The sequence below is a fragment of the Candidatus Dependentiae bacterium genome, from assembly GCA_018266175.1.
Taxonomy (GTDB): domain Bacteria; phylum Babelota; class Babeliae; order Babelales; family RVW-14; genus JAFEAY01.
The window spans coordinates 76,815-96,532 of sequence record JAFEAY010000012.1; the positions used below are offsets into that span (position 1 = coordinate 76,815).

A 19,718-nucleotide genomic window follows, 5' to 3' on the forward strand; every position below is an offset into this window, starting at 1 on the left:
ACTAATCAACTATTACATATGGCTCGTTTGCCATTTATTATATTCTCACTCAATTCTCAAGCGATACGGCCCCTTCACACAAAGTAAACATAAACCTATCAACTAAAATATTTCACTTAGAGATTCGATTAACGAACTCTTATAAATCAAAAGGTGGCAATCAATCACGTACCTATACTTTCATCTATCATACGTCACGAATGAATTTGCCGCAAATAAAAGTTATATTCCTCTTAAATTGTAGCTTTTTATGCATTTTTAGATAAAAAATAAAAACCTAACGGGCTTGCCATGCCAGACTTCTTTGCTTATCCTTCCAGGTCTAATCATTTTTATTTAAATTCAAAAGGACCTCTATGAAACACTCAATCTCATTGAAACTTCTTATTATATTCGCAACTCTTGGCCTCTTTAACCTGAATGCAAATCAGACCAGCGACAATTATGTTCAGGCATTTCGAGCAGCTATCCGCTTTAATAACCTCTATCTCCATCAGCAAGCTCCGGCTCTAAGCAAACTGATTAATGATGGAATAGCCATTATGGAAAAAAACTCTGTACGTGAAGACGCTTTTTTCAAACCCAATCATGTAACAATAACGAAAACCCGCTTATGGCAATATGCACGTGCTGAAAAGCCTAAAACCAAAAATGAGCGTGCTCTATTACGCACAGAATTTATCCAAGAACTCACGATTCTTAGAAACTTTTTCACTCATTTCAGAGGAAGTTCGGACGAAGATAATCAAATTTCTATTACTGCTCTAGAAACCATAAACCAATTCGAACGAGACTTCTCTTAGAATAATCTGAACGACAGAAAGCTCATTTACGGACAACAAAAAAGGCTCACGAATTTGTGAGCCTTTTTTGTTACTTTTTTATTTTTTAATTTTTAAAAATCAAATGAACTCTCTTCATCACCCAACGACTCGCTTACATCGCCTGCACTATCTTGAGGGGCTGTCTCTGGAGAATTAAACATGGCGTCAAGATCGTTATCTGTGGTTGATTCTGTAGAAGCTGCTGCAACTGACGAACCATCTGCCGAACTATCTGCAGGCGCTTGAGCATGTGTACTTGGTATAGACGCTGCCATAGGAGGTTGTACCGGCACACTTGGCGCTGGTGGTATTACAGCTGGAGCTTGAGCGGGCTGACTTGGCGCAGAAGATTCTGTTACTGGCGCTGAAGGTGAAACTTCTGGAGCTGCTGCTTGTGCCGTAGTATCGTGAGCTGTTGCTGTTTGATCTGCAGATCCTTGCTTAGGCTTGCTTTTATCTTTAGGCTTAATCTTGTCTTTAGGTTTGCTTTTGTCCTTAGGCTTGTCTTTAGTCTTGGCCTTGTCCTTAGGAGTCTTACTCTCTTTACCTTCCTTAGATTTCTTCTCTTCTTTCTGCTGCTTCTTTTGAGCTTTTTTTTCCTCTTTTGCCTTCTTCTTTGCCTCTTTGTCTTGAGAACCTTTCTCTTCTTTCTTCTCTCCGCCCCCACCACCTAAAAAGTCAAAGAGACCCGCCTGACTGGTTGCAACGCCAGTAGCACAAATCACCATGAGTAAAGCAAGTAACCGCATATTATTTTTCATACAAATCCCCTGTCATTTAAAAACGCTTTTTTATAAACTAAAAACTATTCTCTACCTCCAGAATAGCAAAGAGTATTTCCAAATAGCAAATTAGAAAAAAGTAAATGTAAAACTAATTCTTTAAGTTTTTCTTAAATGAAAGCCTACAGTCGGTAAAAAAGACCACGCAGTTGCAAGCCCTTTTATGAACTTTTAACATTTTAAAAATTGAATAAGCTCCCTAAATCAGCCGATGGCTCGCTAGAATCAGCAGAACCTTCTTGTGAAACAGGATCTGGAGAGCTTAACATTGCGTCAAGATCGGTATCAGCTGTCGGTTGAACAGTAGCAGCCTGCTCTACAGTAGAAGCCGAAACCTGCGTTTGCTCAGATTGCCCTGATGGTTTAGCTTCTGCTTGAACTCCTGAATCCGAAGCAGAAATTACTCCCGGAATAGGTCCTTCTAACAAATACTTATCAAGCCACGCTTTATCTTCGAGCTTATCTTTTACGGCTCTTTCTTTTGCTTCTCTCAACTCTTTTGCTTCTCTTTCTTGCTCTTCTCGCCTTACCTTTTTCTCCCAAGATTGATAATCTTGCTGTCTTTTAAGCATTTCTGCTGCTCGTTTTTGTCGCTCCTTAAGCTGCTTCTCTTCACGCTCCCGTTTTTCCTTTAATCTTTTTACTTCCTGCTCTTTGTTCTTCTTCGGATCCTTTTCCTCAGTCTTTCTTTGTAGATCCTGAGATTCCCTTTCTTCTTCTTTCTGCTTTTCTTTAGCCTCCCATGCATCATTTTCCTGCTTTGCTTTGAGCATTTCAGCTTTTCGCTTTTGACGCTCTTGAGTCCGACTATCTTCTCGTTCCTGTTTTTCACGAGCACTTTTTGCCTTGCGTTCTTCTTTCTCTTTTGCCCTTTTCAGCTTATCTTTTTGCCAATTTTTATACTGATCAACACGTTCCTTTTGTCGATTAAGAGCCTCTTTCTGTTTTCGCTCTTCTCGCTCTTCTGGAGTCTCTTCTTTTTTGCCTCCACCAAAGATAAAATCCAATGGTCCGGCATAGTTTCTTTCAATACCGATAGCAAATATCAACATGAGTATAGTTAACAAACGAATATTGATGTTCATACACAAGTCTCCCTTTTTTATACTTAAAATTGACTATTTCAGATCTCTTTGAGTATCCAAAACGTGCACAACAGCAGTCAACATTTGATTGCAATAGAAAAGGGCCCGACATCAAGCTGATATCGGGCCCTTTTCTAAAATTAATACTTATGCTGCAGAGCAGGAGTTACTATTGTTTTTTTTACTCAGAAGAAGTTGTAATTGTTGATAAACTCTTTTCACTTCATCAACAGAAGCTTCATTTTCAAGCGTCGTTACATCACCAACAGGAAGCCCCTCAAGGACTGCACGTAAAACTCGACGCATTATTTTACCAGAACGAGTTTTTGGTAAACTATCAACAAAATAAATCCCACAAGGCATGATAAACGAGCCGATATGAGCTCTCGTACTTTGAATAATTTCGCGTTCAAGATCAACACTTGAAGTAAATCCTTGGCGCACAATAGCAAAGATAACAACACCTTCACCTGTAATAGGGTGAGAAACTCCAATTGCTGCAGCTTCGGCAATCGCAGGGACTGCCACGGTAGCGCTTTCAATTTCAGCCGTTCCAATGCGATGCCCCGCAATATTTAATACTTCATCAGCACGTCCAAGCAACCAAAAATAACCGTTCTTATCCTTAATTGCATAGTCACCAGAATAGTACATTCCCTTAAAGCGCTCCCAGTAAACTGCCTTAAAGCGCTCTGGGGCTTTGTACAATCCAATCGCCATACCAGGCCATGGATTTTTCACAACCAAAAAACCCTTTGTGCCTGCTGGTACTGAATTTCCAAACTCATCAATAACATCAGCATCAATCAACGGCATTGGCTTGGTTGCAGAACCGGGCTTAAGATCAACCAAATCAAGCCCTGCAGTTGGTGCAATCATAAATCCGCCCGTTTCAGTCTGCCACCACGTATCAATAACCGGACAGCGCTTGCCACCAATAACATCGTAATACCACTGCCATACTTCTGGATTAATTGGCTCACCAACTGATCCTAAAATTTTAAGGCTGCTCAAATCATGCTTAGTAATGTACTCAACGTCATAACGTTTAAACATACGCAGCGCTGTTGGTGAGGTATAAAAGATGGTTATTTTGTAGTTTGCAATTAGCTTCCACCACTGATCTGGCGCTGGAAAATCTGGCGCCCCCTCATACATCACACTTGAAATACCATGCATCAGAGGGCCATAAATTACGTATGAATGCCCGGTAATCCAGCCAATATCTGCTGTACACCAATAAATTGAATCTTCTTGCACATTAAATGCCCACTTGATCGTCGCATAAACGTAGGTCAAATAGCCGCCAGTTGAATGAGTAATTCCTTTAGGCTTACCGGTTGTCCCTGAGGTATACAAAATAAAAAGCGGATGATTTGACTCGACAGACACAGGCTCTACAAAATCTGCAGCCTGCTCGTACAGGTCATTCACAACCAGATCGCGCCCTTGCGTCAATGCAAGCTCCTGCTCGAGACGCTTAAGAACAAAAACTTTCTCGATGGTACAGGGCACTTCAAGCGCTTGGTCTACAATCTGCTTGAGATTTATGGAGCGCCCTTTTCGATAGACTACATCTGCTGTAAAAATAAATTTTGCTTGCGCATCACCAATGCGATCTTGCAGTGCTGCTGCACTAAAACCAGAAAATACAACCGACAGGGTAGCGCCAAGGCGAGTAATTGCAAGCATTGCAGCAGCAGCCTCTGGCGTCATGGGAAGATAGACAATAACTACATCACCTTTTTTAACCCCAGCATCGCGCATAATCGATGCGTATTTATTGGTCATCAAAAATAATTGCCCATAGGTCACGGTACGATTATTACCGCACTCATCTTCCCAATAAAATGCTATTTTTTCTTGAAGTCCATTTTTGATATGCACGTCAAGACAGGCATATGAGGCATTAATCTGCCCATCAACAAACCAGTGCGCAAAAGGCTCCGTCCAATTCAAAGCCTTGGTCCAGCGTTTAAACCACGGCAGTTTTTCGGCCTGCTGCTCCCAAAACATTTCTCGATCGGCTTGATTTTTTAATGATATCGATGTTGACGTTGATAAAGAGGAGTTATTCACCAGAGGGCCCTTTGTGATATTCAGCACATAATTTATAGCAAAAATATAAAGAGCAATTCACAAAATTGCTCTTCGTGCCCATAGTTTTACAGGAGCACAAGAAAATTCAAGCACTTGAGCTATTTTGATTCTTCTCTGCCATCTGTTAGACTTGCCTGAGCACGTCAATAAAATCACCTTTTTAAGATACGTAACATAGTCAATTTCATGCGATTATTTTTTATATTAATTCTTTTTTTTGGACTTCAAAGCATGATGCCTACAGCTCGTGCGCGTAAGAATCCACTCGTACTCCTCAGTCCACACGGCGATGCAAAGAGCATAAAAAAAGATCTCAAACCGTGCTGCCAACCTGAGCAAGTCCATGCATTTGCACATGAACTAGGGAAGCAGTTACAGAAAAAATATCGCTTTTCAATAGCCCTTACTCATGAACTAACCAATACCGTTGCTGCTTGGCGAATAGCTTCGTTAACCAATAAATTTGAGGCTGACTTTTTTCTCAACCTCAATCTGTATTACCAGCCGTCAAATAAACCTCACATTTCTCTTTTTTACCTTACCTACAACCCCTTAACTGAGCAAACGAATAGAACATTTGCGCCATGCTCATTTATTCCAGTACGCCTTGCTCATCTTATTTGCCTGCAGACAACTAAGCGTTATGCACACCTAATCCAGGCAATGCTTCAAAAACCAAAATATCAAAAGCAGTTGAGTATTGATGATCCGATCGGAGCTCCACTTACCTCACTAGCTGGAATAAGCATTCCAGCGCTTGTACTTGAAGTAGGAATCAACGCTCAAGGGCAATGGAAGCAGCTTATTAAACCATTGGTTAAAAGTCTTGTTTTTTTGTCAAACCGACAATAATTAATATGTGTAAAATAGACACAACTTCGAGCTAAATAAAGTCGACAGAATCAAGCTTTCGCTAGAAAAAAGATCTTATTCTTGTTATATTATTTTTACTCCCTTTGTTGATACTTTTAGAAGTCCTTGAATAATTATTTTTGACCATGCGAAAGTTATGATGAAAATGGTGATCAGTCGCTTTAAGGTCCCTGCGGTCATTTTTGTTGCATTCATTGGATTCGCGTGGGTCATGTGTTCACGTCTTTTCAACACACATGATTCAGATGTTTTCTATTCAGAGCAAAAATACAACGAAGGTTTGGGTCGAATTTATTATGATCTAGGAATGCTTCGTTATAAGCGCGGAGACTACAAAAATGCCACGCGTGCATTTAAAAATGCAATTCAGGCTGATCAATCACTTATAGTTGCTTATGAAGCCTTGCAATCAACATACATGTTAAGAAGTAAATCAAATAAGGCAGCGGCAATCAAGAAGCAAGCTGCAAGTATACGTTCAACAGTACATCAAAATTGATCCAAAATCATTTTTATAACTTCTCAAACTCATCCAAAACTCCTTTGAGTAAAATTGACAGCCTTGATACCCCTTGTTATAGAAATATAATTGTTTCTTATTTTTTAATTAAAAAGGAGTTGTATGAAGAAGCTTTCGTTGATTGCATTATTTCTTTTTGTTGGCCGTTGCTGCCTTGCAATGAATGGACAAGAAGAGTTTTTGACTATCGTTGTATCCAAAGAGACAATAAATCAAAATATTCAAAAAATAGAGTACGCTCGAAACTTATTTGAGGCTATCCAGGGATCTCCCTCAAAAAGACCATCAAAATCTTCAAAATTTGATTCTCACCTAAAAAATGTAGAGCTTGGAAACAGTATACTTGTTCTTGTTATGCAATGGATGGGAGATCATGCCCAACTATGTGCTCTCAGTTTTTTTGCATTTGATAATACAAGTAAATTGTTCGATATGGACGGGAGCTTTGGCTATGATCAAGAATGTGATCAAGACGTAATCGTTAATGCTTTTCGTGCAGCTTTTGATCGCCTCAAGAACACAGGAAACGGTGTTTATGGCCGGTTCTTTGTTGATGAAATAAGTTCACCTTATGAATGGCTTATTCCTAGACTCGGTTTTAACTTTGACGACGAGCTTAATAAAACGCTAAACGACGTCAGCCTACACGTTACTTGTGTCTGCTCATTACGCTCTGTACGATGGAGTTCATCAAATTAACATGAAAACTTAAGATAACAATATTGTAAAAAAAGGGGGCACAGTGTGCCCCTCTTTTATTACTCTCATCTAAAATTTCTCGATACGCCGATGAAAGCTAATCGCAAAATGATGTGCATAATCACGTAGTGCAATAGGATTGCTATCAGGACTATTGCGTTAAAATAAGCTCATTTCAAAATATAAAGCCGACTGGAGTTAACCAATCGGCTTGTTTTTCTGAGTTGAAATCGAAATTCAGTTTGCTGAAATTAACTGTTGGTTTTTTTCTGGAGATCCTCAATAGCATTGACAATTTCAGCGGAGCAAACGTTTCTGGCCCCCATAGAAGCTAAATCTAGTGTAATACGATCTATACGAGGGCCTTCAGACATAAGAATTTTCACCATTTCATTATCGCCTCGAGATACAACTTTAAAAAACAAGCTCCCGAATTCCTCCTGGTTTTCTTGAGCAGCACCATTGGCCAAAAGAATCTTTACAATTTCAGTATTGCGCTTTTCTATAGCACTAGTAAGCGCTTTAAAATTGCATGAATTCTTAGCCTTAGCTATAAGAAGCTTTGCAATTTCAGTATGGCCTTTATCTATAGCATAAATAAGTGCTGTCGGACCATACAGCCCCTTAGCATCAACGTGAGCACCTGCATTTATGAGCATATTAACAATGTCAGTATAACCTTTTTTTGCAGCTGTCATAAGAGGAGTCACACCCCAATAATCTGCAACTTCAAGCTCAGCGCCCGCTGTAATTAAAGTTTTAACCTCTTTAAGGTCGCCATTTTCCACAGCGCGGTTAAGTTTACTACCCAGATCTCTTTTAGCAAAAAAGCGTGCGGCTCTGGCTGCTGCCTCATCACCTGCTCGTATGTCTTCGGCAGTGGGGCCTGTAGGTTCCCAATCAGATTTGGGCAGCTCTTTTTCTCTATTGATGCGGCTCAAGATTGCTTGACCTTTCTCTTCGAATGTTTGTGCCCAAGCGTATCCTGTCATCATAACTACCATCGATGGTATTAATATCAATTTGAACTTCATAATATCCTTGAAAATTTTAAGTTAGAACCGTTATCAATTACTTTGGATCATTCTTGCGAGCATCAATACCGGTAACAAGTTGACTTTGCTACTTATTATAGGATCTTGTAAAGCAAAAAGCAAAAGGATGTATAGATTCAATACATATGAGACTAAAGGTTGAAGCCCCACCTTTCAACAGCATTCCAAAGGGGTTAGATAAAGTCAGAATTTTCAATTTTTCAGTCTCACATACATCTGAACTTAGACACAATAAACAACATGAGAAATTCCTTTAAATAACTTTTATCAAGATAATCCCAGTCATAATTTTTCAAGACTGCGATGAAAGCTAATTGCAAAATGATGCGCGTAATCACGCAACGCAATCAGCATCTGCCCAACAAAGCTTTTCAGATCAAGCTTTCGCCCCTCTGGAATTCGATTGGAAAAAATGGTCTCTTCGCGCTTGGCTAGACACGCAAACTCAGCGTGTGGAAAAAGATCTTGTACCGCATTGAGCTGCCCCTTGCCTCCATCAATCACAATTAAGTCAGGAAGCTCAGTTGCATCGGCATAACGCCGGGCAACGATTTCACGCAAGCTGGCATAGTCATCAATTTGATGCACTGTTTTGATATGAAATTTTCTGAAAAATGCTTTGTCCGGCTCACCATTTTTAAAACGAATACAGGAACCAACCATAAACATCCCTTGCTTGTGAGAAATATCAAAGCAATCAATTGCTTTTGGTTCAAAGGGTAACTTGAGTAACACGCGCAGTTGCCTGCCCAAAGATTGTCGTTTTTCTTCATCCTGCTGAGCATGAAGCCTACCCAAGCGCAACAACGCGGCACCGTGCCCTTCACCTGGCTGAGTAACAAAAACATCGTAGCTTAGCTGATGCCACTCATGAACAAATTTTTCAAGCAATTCGCGCTCATGCTCATTCATATCAAAATTTACAAAAATAGTCGCTGATGGAACATGAGTTCGATAAAAGCTGGTCATATGCTCAAGCGTTAGCTGTGAATAAGCCTGCTCTTGCCCATAATCTATATCATCGATAAAGGGAAAATAAAAAACTTCTCGTTTTTTAAAAGCACCATTAATTTCATCAAATAAATAAAGCGTACGACGATCGCTGGTCAAAATCCAAATATCTTTTCGATCAAGCTTCCTGCTACTCGTTCCCTTTGCATCGAGTGCATCAAAAACGCTTGCAAAGGCTTTATAATAACCATAAAGCTCACGAGATCTTTCAAATGTTTGTTCGCGATTAGAAGCTTCAATTTGTTCTTGTAAATAGGTTAAGAATTTAGCATGCCCTTGCTTAAGCGCGGTACGGGCGAGCTCCATACGCTGAGCATAAGCCCCTTGGTCAAAGTCGTAACGGCATGAACCGGAACAAAGCCCCATGTGATAATCTAGGCAACCGTTTTCAATCTTTTTTTTACAAAGCTTGAGTCTGAATGTTTTAAGCAAAAAGTCACACACTTTACGCGCTGGTCCTTTTTCAAGAAAGGGACCGAAGTAGCTCCCCTTAAGCTGCTGGGTACGCACTAATTTTAATTCAGGAGTTTTGCTCGACGTAATGAGAATGTATAAAAATGGCTGACCAGACTTGAGTAAGACATTAAATTTTGGTTGGTGTGATTGTATGAGACGAGCTTCAAGCAGCATAGCTTCAAGCTCAGTTTTTGTTCCAATAAATTCAAGCTGGACACTTGCTTCTAAAATCAAATCTGCTTTAAGTTCGTACCCTTGTCGTTGCAAATAATTCATGACACGTTTTCGCAAATTTTTTGCTTTGCCAATATAGACAATCTGCCCTTGTTCATCTTTGAACTGATAAACACCAGGCGTACTTGGCAATGCTTTTATTGTAGATTCAAGGTTTTGGGTACTCATTACAACCACCATGTAACAATTAAGAGCTTCTTTCCACATAAAAACGATACACAAAAACAACTCGCTTGGCGAACAAACCCGAATGTCCTGGAAAAATAATCCTCTTTTTCATTTACGAGAAACTAAAAATCGCTATATTAATGGGTGTCCAAAAAAGTAGAAACCACCTTTAAAAACTGAGTCCTGCATGCTTAACAAAATCAAATATTTTTTCTTCGCACTCCCAATTTTTGCTCTTGTTGCCTGGATTGGCAATTCAACGGTAAATTATTTTACGCATAATACTCCCCCAGAAATATCTTTTGTTGGCCTTGTTCATCAAGGTTCATATGCAGAAAAACTTTCCTGCGCAATAAAATCAACCGGAACGTACAAAGTGAAAACGCTCTCCGCTTGGCTTGATGGCAAAGAGTATGATCTTGGTGAAGCAAAATTTATTCGCAGAAAACTCTTTGAGTCTCCACTTTCAATCGACCTGGGAAATCTTGAAAATGGCCCTCATACTTTTGAAGTAGAAGCAACTGATTCAAGTTACAACCAAAATCAAGCACATGAAAAAGTAACGTTCTATGTTGATAATTTGCCCCTCAAAGCTGAATACCTTGAACCACGTTACACCGTAGAACAAGGCAAAACATTGCATTTAAAAATGCAATTGAATAAGCCAATAGCCCAAGGACGCATTTCATTCTTATCCAAAGACTATTTTTTCTATCCAGAATCTGAAGGCTCAACACTGTATGAATGTTTTATTCCCATCGACTGCGAAGAAAAATCACTTGAAGTAACACCTCAAACTGAAATTGCTGATGCTGTCGGTAATTCGCTTAAGCTTACCTGCGCTATCCAAGTAAAACCTTTTGCATTTAAAAAACAACGTGGATTCACCGTATCAGAAGAAAAGCTTGAGCAGGAAAAAGAGGTAAGCATGAATACCAAGATCTTGCGCGATGCAATTAATAAATGGGTTCAGGATTCACCAAAGAAAAAGCTCTGGAATGGCCCGTTTGAATACCCAATCGAAGTTCAACGCGTTACTACACCGTTTGGCGAAGTCAGAACAACCCCACAGCGTGGCCGCTATCATCACAAAGGGCTTGACCTAGTCAACCAACCCCGCTCTGTTGTATGGGCTGCACAGCATGGCAAAATAGTCATCAAAGACCGTTTCTTGATGACCGGCAACACAATTGTTATTGACCATGGCCTTGGTATTTTTACACTCTACGCGCATCTTGAAGATTTTGGAGATGTTAACGTAGGAGACACTGTTCAAAAAGGAAACCCAATTGGTCGCCTTGGCATGACCGGCTATGCATCGGGTTATCATTTACATTGGGAAATGCTCGTACAAGGTGTACAAGTTGATCCTGTTGAATGGACTTCAAATATCCACTAAGAATTTTTAGATTTATCTCAAAGCCCTTGGTCAAAAGCCTGGGGCTTTTTTATTCCTGAATAAGCGCCAAAAGTTCTTCAAGGCTGATGATCCCTTGTTCAACTTTTCTTAATCCATCAGCAAATAAGCAAATCATACCTTGCGTTTGCGCATAGGTTTTAATCTCTGCAGGTGATGTTTTTTTTATGATCATTTCTTTGATGCGGTCATCAACAACAAGTAACTCAAAAACACCAGTTCGACCTTTGTATCCAAGCTTAAAGCACGCGCGGCAACCAACCGGAACATAACAATCGGTCAACGATCGGCCTAAATAGCGTATTGCCGCTTCCTGAATACTTGCAGGAGCGTCAACTTTTTGCTTGCATGCAGAACACAAAACACGTACCAGCCGCTGGGCCATAACTCCAATGACACTTGCACTCATCAAAAAAGGCTCAACGCCCATATCCAAAAGCCTTGAAAGCGCACCAACAGCATCATTAGTATGCAATGTACTCAAAACCAAGTGTCCTGTCAGAGCTGCTTCAACGGCAATGTGCACCGTTGGAATATCACGCACCTCACCAATCATCATGATGTCGGGATCCTGTCGAACCAGCGAACGAAGCCCATTTTCAAAACTGAAACCGGTTTTAAGATTAACCTGCGTCTGCGTAATCCCTTCAAGCTCGTACTCGATAGGATCCTCCATAGTAACAATATTTTTTCCAGGCTTATTGAGCGCTGATAGCACAGCATAGAGCGTTGTTGTCTTGCCAGCACCTGTTGGTCCAGTTACTAAAAAAAGCCCATGCTGATGCTTAATGATTGATAAAAGTTGACCGTACATCGCATCGGAAAAACCTAGCATGCTCAATGTAAGCAATCGCTCATCACGATCAAGAAGCCTGAGAACCATTTTTTCGCCATAGAGCGATGGAAAAGTTGCCACACGAATATCAATAAACCTCTCGATGCTTGTTTGATCTTGATTGGTAAGTGCTACATGAATTTTACACTTACCATCCTGCGGAAGAAGATGCTGGGCAATATCCATTGCAGCAAGAACCTTAAGGCGAGCAATCACTTGCTCTTGATAAAGAATCGGAATTGGCTGCTGGTCATACAGCACGCCATCAATACGAAAGCGAACTCGCACATGAGTATCACTTGGTTGAAGGTGAATATCGGAAGCATTCACCACAATTGCTTGGTACAATAAGGCATCCACGAGTGTAACCACAGGGTCTTGCTGAAGATTACGCTTGATGCGCTCTTCTTGTCCGAGCAACGTATAAATTGCCTGCGCCATCCCCCGATGGTTCATGTACCCTACCTTTTTTATATCATAAGAAATCTAAGCCTGATTACCGTGCGCTCTTTTTAGCCAAGTCGATATCCCAACAAAAAGCCAATCACCACGGTCACTGTTGCTAAAACATTAAGCTTTACCCAGTCAATCAAACTCATTCCCATAATTTTTGCTATTGTTTGAACATCAACTTCTGGAGTAAACCCAAAAAGGCCTTTAATCGCTGACCAATCGATCGTTACCATGTTATTGTAATGCAACGCAAAAACCAAAAGCGCTGCAATAATCGAGGAAACAAAAATAATTTTAAGGTACTTTTTCAAGACAAGTCCAGCTGCAAAGCTCAGTCCAAAAAAGATGATTGCTTCAACTGCCTGAGCCGATGAACCGCCTATTTTCTCTGATACTGTTTTCAGATCAAAGGAATTCCAGAAACTTTTAATTTGATCCATAAATGAAGCAACGTGTGATTCAACCGCCATGACATCTCCCCTGTATTTTTAAAAATTATGTTTCAATATTACATTTTCAAGATAACAAAGACACAATGCAAAATTCAATACTATTCTGGATAAAAATTCAGAATATCAATAATAATAAACATCAATGAAAAAAGGCAGGAACGTGAAAGCACTATTCCTGCCGAAGACTTTTGAGCTTAAAATTACTTTTAGCTTACGATGTCTTTTAACTTTTTGCCTGGCTTGAATTTTGGAACTTTCTTTGCAGGAATTTTCATCTTATTGCCTGTTGCTGGATTAATACCAACACGCTCTTTGCGGCGCATAACGGTAAAGGTACCAAAACCGGTCAAAACAACTGATTTGCCTTTTTTCAAGGTGCCTTCAACAGCTTTGATGAAAGATTCAAGAGCATTTTTGCAAATCGTTTTAGAAAGTTTTGTTTCTTTAGCCATTTGCTCGATTAACGAAGCCTTGTTCATAACAAACTCCTCATCCTAAGGATGGATTTAAACGTTAGAAACCACACAACACACGTCAACACAAACAAATCTCTTTATCAAAGACAGAATTGTTCATCCAATAACTTTTGTCAAGTATTGCCATCGATTTTCCGAGTATTCTGTCTTCTTGGAGAAATATTTTTCTAAAATATCTGACTACAACATTACTTGCAAAAATTAATACAATGCGTTTTTTGAATAGATTCGGAGAGAGTAAAGCGGAGTTTATCCTGAGCCTGTCGAAGTGATAAAACACTCTATTTATTGCTCAAGCCCCGACGAAGCGTCCAGAATGAGCAGGATTCAAAATTATAGTGTGACAGCTTGTTCCTCGATTATATCGAGAATAAACTCTGCTTGCCAAATTGGCCTGTCATCCGTAGCCATGTAGTAGGTAGGATGGTGCCGAGGGCCGGACTCGAACCGGCACGGGATTTTGTCCCGAGGGATTTTAAGTCCCTTGCGTCTACCTATTCCGCCACCCCGGCACATTTCATGATTTCAAAATTTGGAGGCGGCACCCAGAATCGAACTGGGGGTCGGGGTTTTGCAGACCCCTGCCTTACCACTTGGCTATGCCGCCTTTTTTTTACTTATTTCAAAGCCGCTTTAAGGCTAAACAAGAACACCAACCATATTAACGGGACCTGTTTCTTGTATACACAATTGAACAAAACTTCCAATCATATCGTCAGATCCTTGAAAGTGTACGCGAACGTTACCTTCAGTTCTTGCTAGAAGTTTATCATGTGCGACACGTTTTTCAACTAAACATGTAAAAGTTTTTCCAATATTGTGTAAATTTTTTTCTAAACAGATCTCTTTTTGGCGTTCTTGCAACAATTCAAGCCATTTTTGTTTATCTTGATAGGTACTTGTATCTTCCATATTTGCAGCACGCGTATATTTCCGTGGTGAGTAAATGAAAGAATAAACTAAATCGTACTTAACTTTTTCCATCAATTCACGCGTAGCCAGGTAATCCTCTTCAGTCTCTCCTGGAAATCCAACAATAATATCTGTTGAAATTGTTGCACCAGGAAGCAGCTCACGAATCCAGCCAATCTGCTCAAGATACTGTGCTGCTGTATAGTTACGCTTCATCAAATCAAGAATGCGATCTGATCCCGATTGTACAGGAAAATGGACATACCCAGGAAGCTTATCGCGATGCTGAGCAATTACTTCAAAAAGTTCTCGCGTCATATCTTGAGGATGAGGACTGATCCATCGAACCCAAAATTGTCCCTCAATTGCTGCTACACGTCGCATGAGTTCTGGAAATTTATGGCCTGTTTCTGGATCGATATAAGAATTAACATTTTGACCAATAAGCGTAATTTCTTTAGCGCCGTTGGCAATATCATGAGCAACACGGTCCAAAATTTGAGCCATTGGATAACTCACCTCGCCACCACGTGTAAATGGAACAATGCAATATGCACATGCTTTATTACACCCGGTCATAATATTCACGTATGAACGGTTTACTTCTAAAGGCTTTTCAGCACCCGGTTTGTCCGCAATTTTCTTTTCAGCTTTCTTAAGGCCCAACGATACAAAACGAGGTGTACTTAATAATTTTTTAAACTGTACCACTTTTTTAACATCGCGATCTTGACCACCCGATTTAACATTTAAATCAGGGGCGCTCTGAAACATTTGCTTGGTTGTTTCAAGATTCACGACGGCATCCATCAAATATGCCTTCAGAGTGTCATACTCTTCACGAGCCCCATACACAAAGTTAACGAGGTCAAAGCGCTGGTAAATCTCTTTTTTCTTATAACTGGCAACACATCCAATTACCCCAATTTTCATATAAGCACGAGCTTTTTTATGCTCGGCAAGCTCACCAAGGTACGAGAAGAGTTTCTGCTCTGCCTTGTCACGTACCGCACAGGTATTGACAATAGCAAGGTCGGCTTGCTCTTCGTTTTGCACCTCTTTACAGCCAAGTTCATCCAAAAACTTTGCAAGGCCTTGAGAGTCTGCAACGTTGGCTTGACAGCCATAAGTTTTAAAAAAGTAGTTAATCATCGCTTCCTAATACCAGCTTTATACCAGTTTTAAATCAAATTTCATTGGGCATTTCAGTATAAACGAGATCATAAAATGGGCAAGATCTCATAAAGCTGCCCAATTACTGAACCTGAGCTTCACGAAAGCATAAACAAGCACACCTTATTTATTGTTATTTTATTTTCAGTTGTAATATAATTAAATAAAATACATTGATTTATTTAAACATTTCACAAGATAAATAGGTAACAGTATGAAAATAAAATTTTTAGCGATTATCTTATTTTTTGGAATAAGCTCTCTATCATTTATTTCGGGCACCTGCAAAGCAATGGATGTACATAAGAGTGAATCTATTATTGAAATAAACGAAAATCCAAACGAACATGAAGACTTTTTAATTAAAATAGAGAGCAAAAAAGCTGAACCGATTCATAAACACCGGGAGCAACTCAAAATTCATAGAAGTGTACGGTGGTCAGCACAACAAAAAAAAGCTTCTCGTGCTCGAGCACAAGTAACCCAGATAAAACGCTCGAAATGGAAAGCCCAAGCTGAACAAGAAGCTCTAGAAGAAGCAAAACTTCACATGCCTCTATGCATTTTCATGGATGATGAATCAGAAAATGAATCCCCTTCAAAAAAAGAAATTTATCCCGTTTCTTATGATTTTATTAACGCTCTCAACGCAAAAACTATTCCTATTATTGTGAGCCATAGCCTCCTGCACAATATTATTTATCGCAAGCGCAATAACACGAATTCAGAGGTTTTAAGCGATATTTCACTTTTAAACGCTGATTGGGATCTCTTTCTTGTTCCTGAAACACAATTACTTCTTGCATTGCCAAAAACTCTAAGTCAGCAACAAAAAGATTATTTTAATACTGAGCCCTTAGAAGACCTCAATCACCTGCTTCCTATAGATGGCGATCCCGATGAGTATGAGCAACTTTTACATAAAATTTTAAGCTATAAAGACTTATTTCCACAAGGCTTACCATTCGTAGAAGCTTATGATTTTAAACATATTTTTAATGCTCAAAAAATTAAACATTACAACCCTATTTGGGACATTTTTTTAAGCGGTCATGGATATAAATTAGAAGCTATCGCAGATTTACCACTTGATGTTTTTAGTGACCTTCTAACTTTTTTTGACACCAACCTTACCGTCGGTGTTGTGATGGTATCAAGTTGCTATGCTGGAGGAGTCAATTTAGAAGTGTCTCATAGAAAGATCGATATTAACCAAAATCTTCTTCCTTACAAACTTCACTTTCCATACATTGTTGCATCGGTCGGGGAGATGGGAACCTCTGGACGCTATGATTTTAAGACTTTAATGGAGTATGCAAAACATATAAAAACATTTGATAAAACAGCTTTGAACAATCTCCTTTCCACGCTCCATGCAAGCAAGAATGAATTACTTCAAGCTCATAGAAACAAAACTATCCCCCAAATAATTTTACCGGGCGGCATAAAAATTCAGACACTTTATCCTGACGACGATATCACTATCATTGGAAAAGTTTTTTTAAAAAAACATGAACGTGAAAATAAGCCTATTATTACCTATGAAAAAATATTGCGTAATAAACAAGGAACACTCTCAAAACAAACAAAAAACGGTGTAAAAAACATTTTAATATATCCAGCACGAATTAATGTCCCTCTGGAGATAAAGCCTATTTTGGGGCAAGATGATGCAGTTAACTTAATGAACTTTGATCTAAGAACACTTCCGAATGCCCAATTACTTCTCGATAAAGCAAGTAAAACAGCATGGTCAGACCGTAAAAAAGGTTTACAAAATTGGCTAACATTTTCAAAAACTCATGCATCCAATCTTTCTCATCTCTATTCATATGCAGATTCGGCACATCAAAACGCCAGTAAAAAAGAAAAATCTAAAGAGCCGTTAATTGTATTTAAAACAAGTATTTCAGAACTTTTTCCAGCGCTGCTTTCTATGATTCATCGTGATACAACACACTTCATTCAAGAAATTATTCTCAATGATACACAGGGCAATTTTTCACAAGGAAAAATAATAGACTTTATTCGCCATGCACTACTCAACCAACAAAATCGTGAGTCAACAAAAAAAATTATTATAGATCAACTCACAGGAAAAAATGATCTGAACCTTACCCTTGAAGCACTTCGAGTAAATTTGAAAAATCCAAACTTACACCCACTTGAAACTGCCTTACGCAAAATTTATGGTGAATACCCGGATACAATTGTACTTGAGAAATTAATAGTAGAAACAACAGGTGAAGTAGATCCTGAAACATTGGAAGCAACTGGCAAATGTAGTATCAAATTTATGCTTAAAGACGGTTCCGCATGGGAATTGAAACATAATTTCAAAAATCCACCTGCAACTCCTTGGAATTTTCAAGAATATGATGCTAACGAGCATCTGAAAGTCTTTGAACAACTTAAACAAAAAATCCCCGAATAGAGCATCTTAATAGATGCTCTATTCGGGGATTTTATTAACACAAAGCAAAAGAACAGCTAAACGATAATCGCTTTATGCGTAAGTACTGCGCTTACGCCGAATCATCACTCACAACGCCATTAATCGTCACATGCGCTCCACCAAGCACCTCAACATTGCAATTTGAAGCACTTCCTGCAGCATTGTCACCAAATATGATAGCTTTTGAAAACTGCTGTGATAATGGATTAGAAAAATTAGTTGTATAAAGAGTAACATCGTCCATACCTGAAGTAAGAAAAGATCCTGAAGGATCCCACAGAATTTCTGAATCGATAAAAGCCCCTCCTGAAACAGATGCGATCGATGTCAAACTTGCACCATCAAAACGCAAAACTTCTAGAGCATTGCCAGCATTATTCTGCACAGCTGCAAACAATCCGCTGGGATGCCAATCAACAGGAGCCTTCCCATCAAAACTTGCACGCGGCATTAGACTTGTGCCATTGAAAGCATACAAACGAACATTATGCGTATTGGCAAATCCACCAGAACCGCTTGTAGCACCAGATCCTCCAATAAGAAGAAATTTGCCATCAGGACTCCATTCAAGACTATAGACTGTACCAGCACCTCCCCCGTACGCCTGACTCGTAACGGGCGTAAGTGTTGAGCCGTTAAACGAATAAATACGAAGCTCATTAGTATTAGCAAATCCAGATGCTCCATTCGAAATAGGGCCTTCACCACCAATCGCTAAAAATCGACCATCTGGACTCCACGCAGCATCATCAACACCATTTGTGCTCGAATACTTCCTACTGGTTGTCAAGGTTAAACTAGAACCATTGAAACGATAAATTAAAAGATCCATCCCTGGACCAACTTCACCACTCAAAGCAATGTAACGTTGATCTGGACGCCATCTCACACGCGTTCGGTCTGAAGTGTTACTTGGAAATGCAGCACTCGTAACAGGAGTTAATAATGATCCTGTAAATTTATATACTCGTAATACGTCAGTATTATTAAAGCCGCCTAACCCAGCACTTGGCCTTTCTCCTCCTACAGCAACAAACTGTCCGTCAGGACTCCACTCAACTCCGCCAACCTGTCCAGCAATGTTATTTGAATAACTTTGACTTGTCACGGTTACCAAGGTAGATCCTGTAAAGCGGTATAAAACAATATACTCTCCCTTTGTTAAATCACTTCCAACTGGATCTGGAAAAGCTCCCCCTACAACAAGATATTTCCCATCACGACTCCAGGACTGCGCTTCTAAGCCATTTCCATATCGTGTTGAGGTCAATACTGTTGCACCCCTTACTTCAACATCGGTTTTAGTATTAATTACTACCTTGTTATCAAAAAAGATATTGCCCTTAGTGAAGCGCACACCGGTGCTTGTTGCATTAAAAGTAGATCCATTAAAACAAAGACCGCTTGTGGCATCTTTGAGCACAAACAAGCGTTGATCTGTTGAGGTTGGAGCAAAAGAAAATCCAGTTCCAAGATCAAACGTTAAAATACCTGAACTATCAACGAAAAGCGGCATTGCTGATTTATAAATAAAAGTATGAGTACCGGTCATCACCACATCGTTATGAATAAACAATCTTCCCTTATCAAAAACAAAGTCATTCGCAAGCCCCACGCTGACATTATCAAGTGCTATGCGTGCCGAATTTCCACCGCATCTCAAAACTGGAACCAGGGGGTTATTGCGCGTGGCATTAATTGCCATATTACGCAAGGTAAGCGTTGCATTTTGTTCAAC

At 39.6% G+C, this 19,718-nt stretch carries 16 protein-coding genes and 2 tRNA genes; 6 read left to right on the forward strand and 12 right to left on the reverse strand.

What is annotated here, in order from left to right; all coding sequences use genetic code 11:
• The first annotated feature begins 356 nt into the window (after window positions 1–356).
• On the forward strand, window positions 357–803 hold the full coding sequence (locus JST56_03280; protein MBS1987993.1) for a hypothetical protein: 447 nt from the start codon (window positions 357–359) through the stop codon (window positions 801–803).
• A 92-nt stretch (window positions 804–895) separates the two neighbouring features.
• On the opposite strand, the gene JST56_03285 is transcribed toward JST56_03280, so the two are convergent.
• The 3 genes from JST56_03285 to acs form a co-directional block, all read right to left on the reverse strand.
• Window positions 896–1,585, reverse strand: a complete 690-nt coding sequence (locus tag JST56_03285; protein ID MBS1987994.1) for a hypothetical protein — start codon at window positions 1,583–1,585, stop codon at window positions 896–898.
• A 200-nt stretch (window positions 1,586–1,785) separates the two neighbouring features.
• Window positions 1,786–2,691, reverse strand: coding sequence for a hypothetical protein (locus JST56_03290; protein MBS1987995.1), 906 nt, complete (start codon window positions 2,689–2,691; stop codon window positions 1,786–1,788).
• Between the two features lie 147 nt (window positions 2,692–2,838).
• A complete protein-coding gene (gene acs / locus JST56_03295) occupies window positions 2,839–4,773 on the reverse strand; it encodes an acetate--CoA ligase (GenBank protein ID MBS1987996.1) in 1,935 nt (644 codons plus the stop codon).
• A 204-nt stretch (window positions 4,774–4,977) separates the two neighbouring features.
• Between acs and JST56_03300 the strand changes: the two genes are divergently transcribed.
• From JST56_03300 to JST56_03310, 3 genes are all read left to right on the forward strand, one after another.
• Window positions 4,978–5,643, forward strand: coding sequence for a hypothetical protein (locus JST56_03300; protein ID MBS1987997.1), 666 nt, complete (start codon window positions 4,978–4,980; stop codon window positions 5,641–5,643).
• A gap of 157 nt (window positions 5,644–5,800) precedes the next feature.
• Entirely contained in the window at window positions 5,801–6,163 is a 363-nt protein-coding gene (locus tag JST56_03305; GenBank protein MBS1987998.1) for a tetratricopeptide repeat protein, read from the forward strand.
• A gap of 123 nt (window positions 6,164–6,286) precedes the next feature.
• On the forward strand, window positions 6,287–6,883 hold the full coding sequence (locus JST56_03310; GenBank protein MBS1987999.1) for a hypothetical protein: 597 nt from the start codon (window positions 6,287–6,289) through the stop codon (window positions 6,881–6,883).
• Window positions 6,884–7,134: 251 nt separating this feature from the next.
• On the opposite strand, the gene JST56_03315 is transcribed toward JST56_03310, so the two are convergent.
• The gene (locus JST56_03315; GenBank protein MBS1988000.1) at window positions 7,135–7,917 is read right to left on the reverse strand and encodes an ankyrin repeat domain-containing protein; all 783 of its coding nucleotides are present in this window, start codon (window positions 7,915–7,917) and stop codon (window positions 7,135–7,137) included.
• A 303-nt stretch (window positions 7,918–8,220) separates the two neighbouring features.
• A complete protein-coding gene (uvrC, locus tag JST56_03320) occupies window positions 8,221–9,807 on the reverse strand; it encodes an excinuclease ABC subunit C (protein MBS1988001.1) in 1,587 nt (528 codons plus the stop codon).
• Window positions 9,808–9,994: 187 nt separating this feature from the next.
• Here uvrC and JST56_03325 point away from each other — a divergent pair, with 187 nt between their 5' ends.
• A complete protein-coding gene (locus JST56_03325; protein MBS1988002.1) occupies window positions 9,995–11,206 on the forward strand; it encodes a M23 family metallopeptidase in 1,212 nt (403 codons plus the stop codon).
• Window positions 11,207–11,255: 49 nt separating this feature from the next.
• On the opposite strand, the gene JST56_03330 is transcribed toward JST56_03325, so the two are convergent.
• The 6 genes from JST56_03330 to JST56_03355 all read right to left on the reverse strand — a co-directional run bounded on the left by JST56_03330 (window position 11,256) and on the right by JST56_03355 (window position 15,504).
• Window positions 11,256–12,515, reverse strand: a complete 1,260-nt coding sequence (locus tag JST56_03330) for a type II/IV secretion system protein (protein MBS1988003.1) — start codon at window positions 12,513–12,515, stop codon at window positions 11,256–11,258.
• A 56-nt stretch (window positions 12,516–12,571) separates the two neighbouring features.
• A complete protein-coding gene (locus JST56_03335; protein ID MBS1988004.1) occupies window positions 12,572–12,982 on the reverse strand; it encodes a hypothetical protein in 411 nt (136 codons plus the stop codon).
• A gap of 188 nt (window positions 12,983–13,170) precedes the next feature.
• Window positions 13,171–13,443, reverse strand: a complete 273-nt coding sequence (locus tag JST56_03340) for an HU family DNA-binding protein (GenBank protein MBS1988005.1) — start codon at window positions 13,441–13,443, stop codon at window positions 13,171–13,173.
• A gap of 421 nt (window positions 13,444–13,864) precedes the next feature.
• Window positions 13,865–13,952: transfer RNA gene (locus tag JST56_03345), tRNA-Leu, on the reverse strand.
• Window positions 13,953–13,973: 21 nt separating this feature from the next.
• Window positions 13,974–14,047: transfer RNA gene (locus tag JST56_03350), tRNA-Cys, on the reverse strand.
• Window positions 14,048–14,079: 32 nt separating this feature from the next.
• Complete coding sequence (locus JST56_03355; protein ID MBS1988006.1) at window positions 14,080–15,504, reverse strand: MiaB/RimO family radical SAM methylthiotransferase; 1,425 nt, start codon at window positions 15,502–15,504, stop codon at window positions 14,080–14,082.
• A gap of 235 nt (window positions 15,505–15,739) precedes the next feature.
• Between JST56_03355 and JST56_03360 the strand changes: the two genes are divergently transcribed.
• Window positions 15,740–17,959 (forward strand): hypothetical protein, encoded by a 2,220-nt coding sequence (locus JST56_03360; GenBank protein MBS1988007.1) that lies wholly within the window; start codon window positions 15,740–15,742, stop codon window positions 17,957–17,959.
• 91 nt (window positions 17,960–18,050) lie between these two features.
• Here the strand turns inward: JST56_03360 and JST56_03365 are convergent.
• The coding region (locus JST56_03365) for a WD40 repeat domain-containing protein (GenBank protein ID MBS1988008.1) at window positions 18,051–19,718 on the reverse strand (1,668 nt) is incomplete at its 5' end.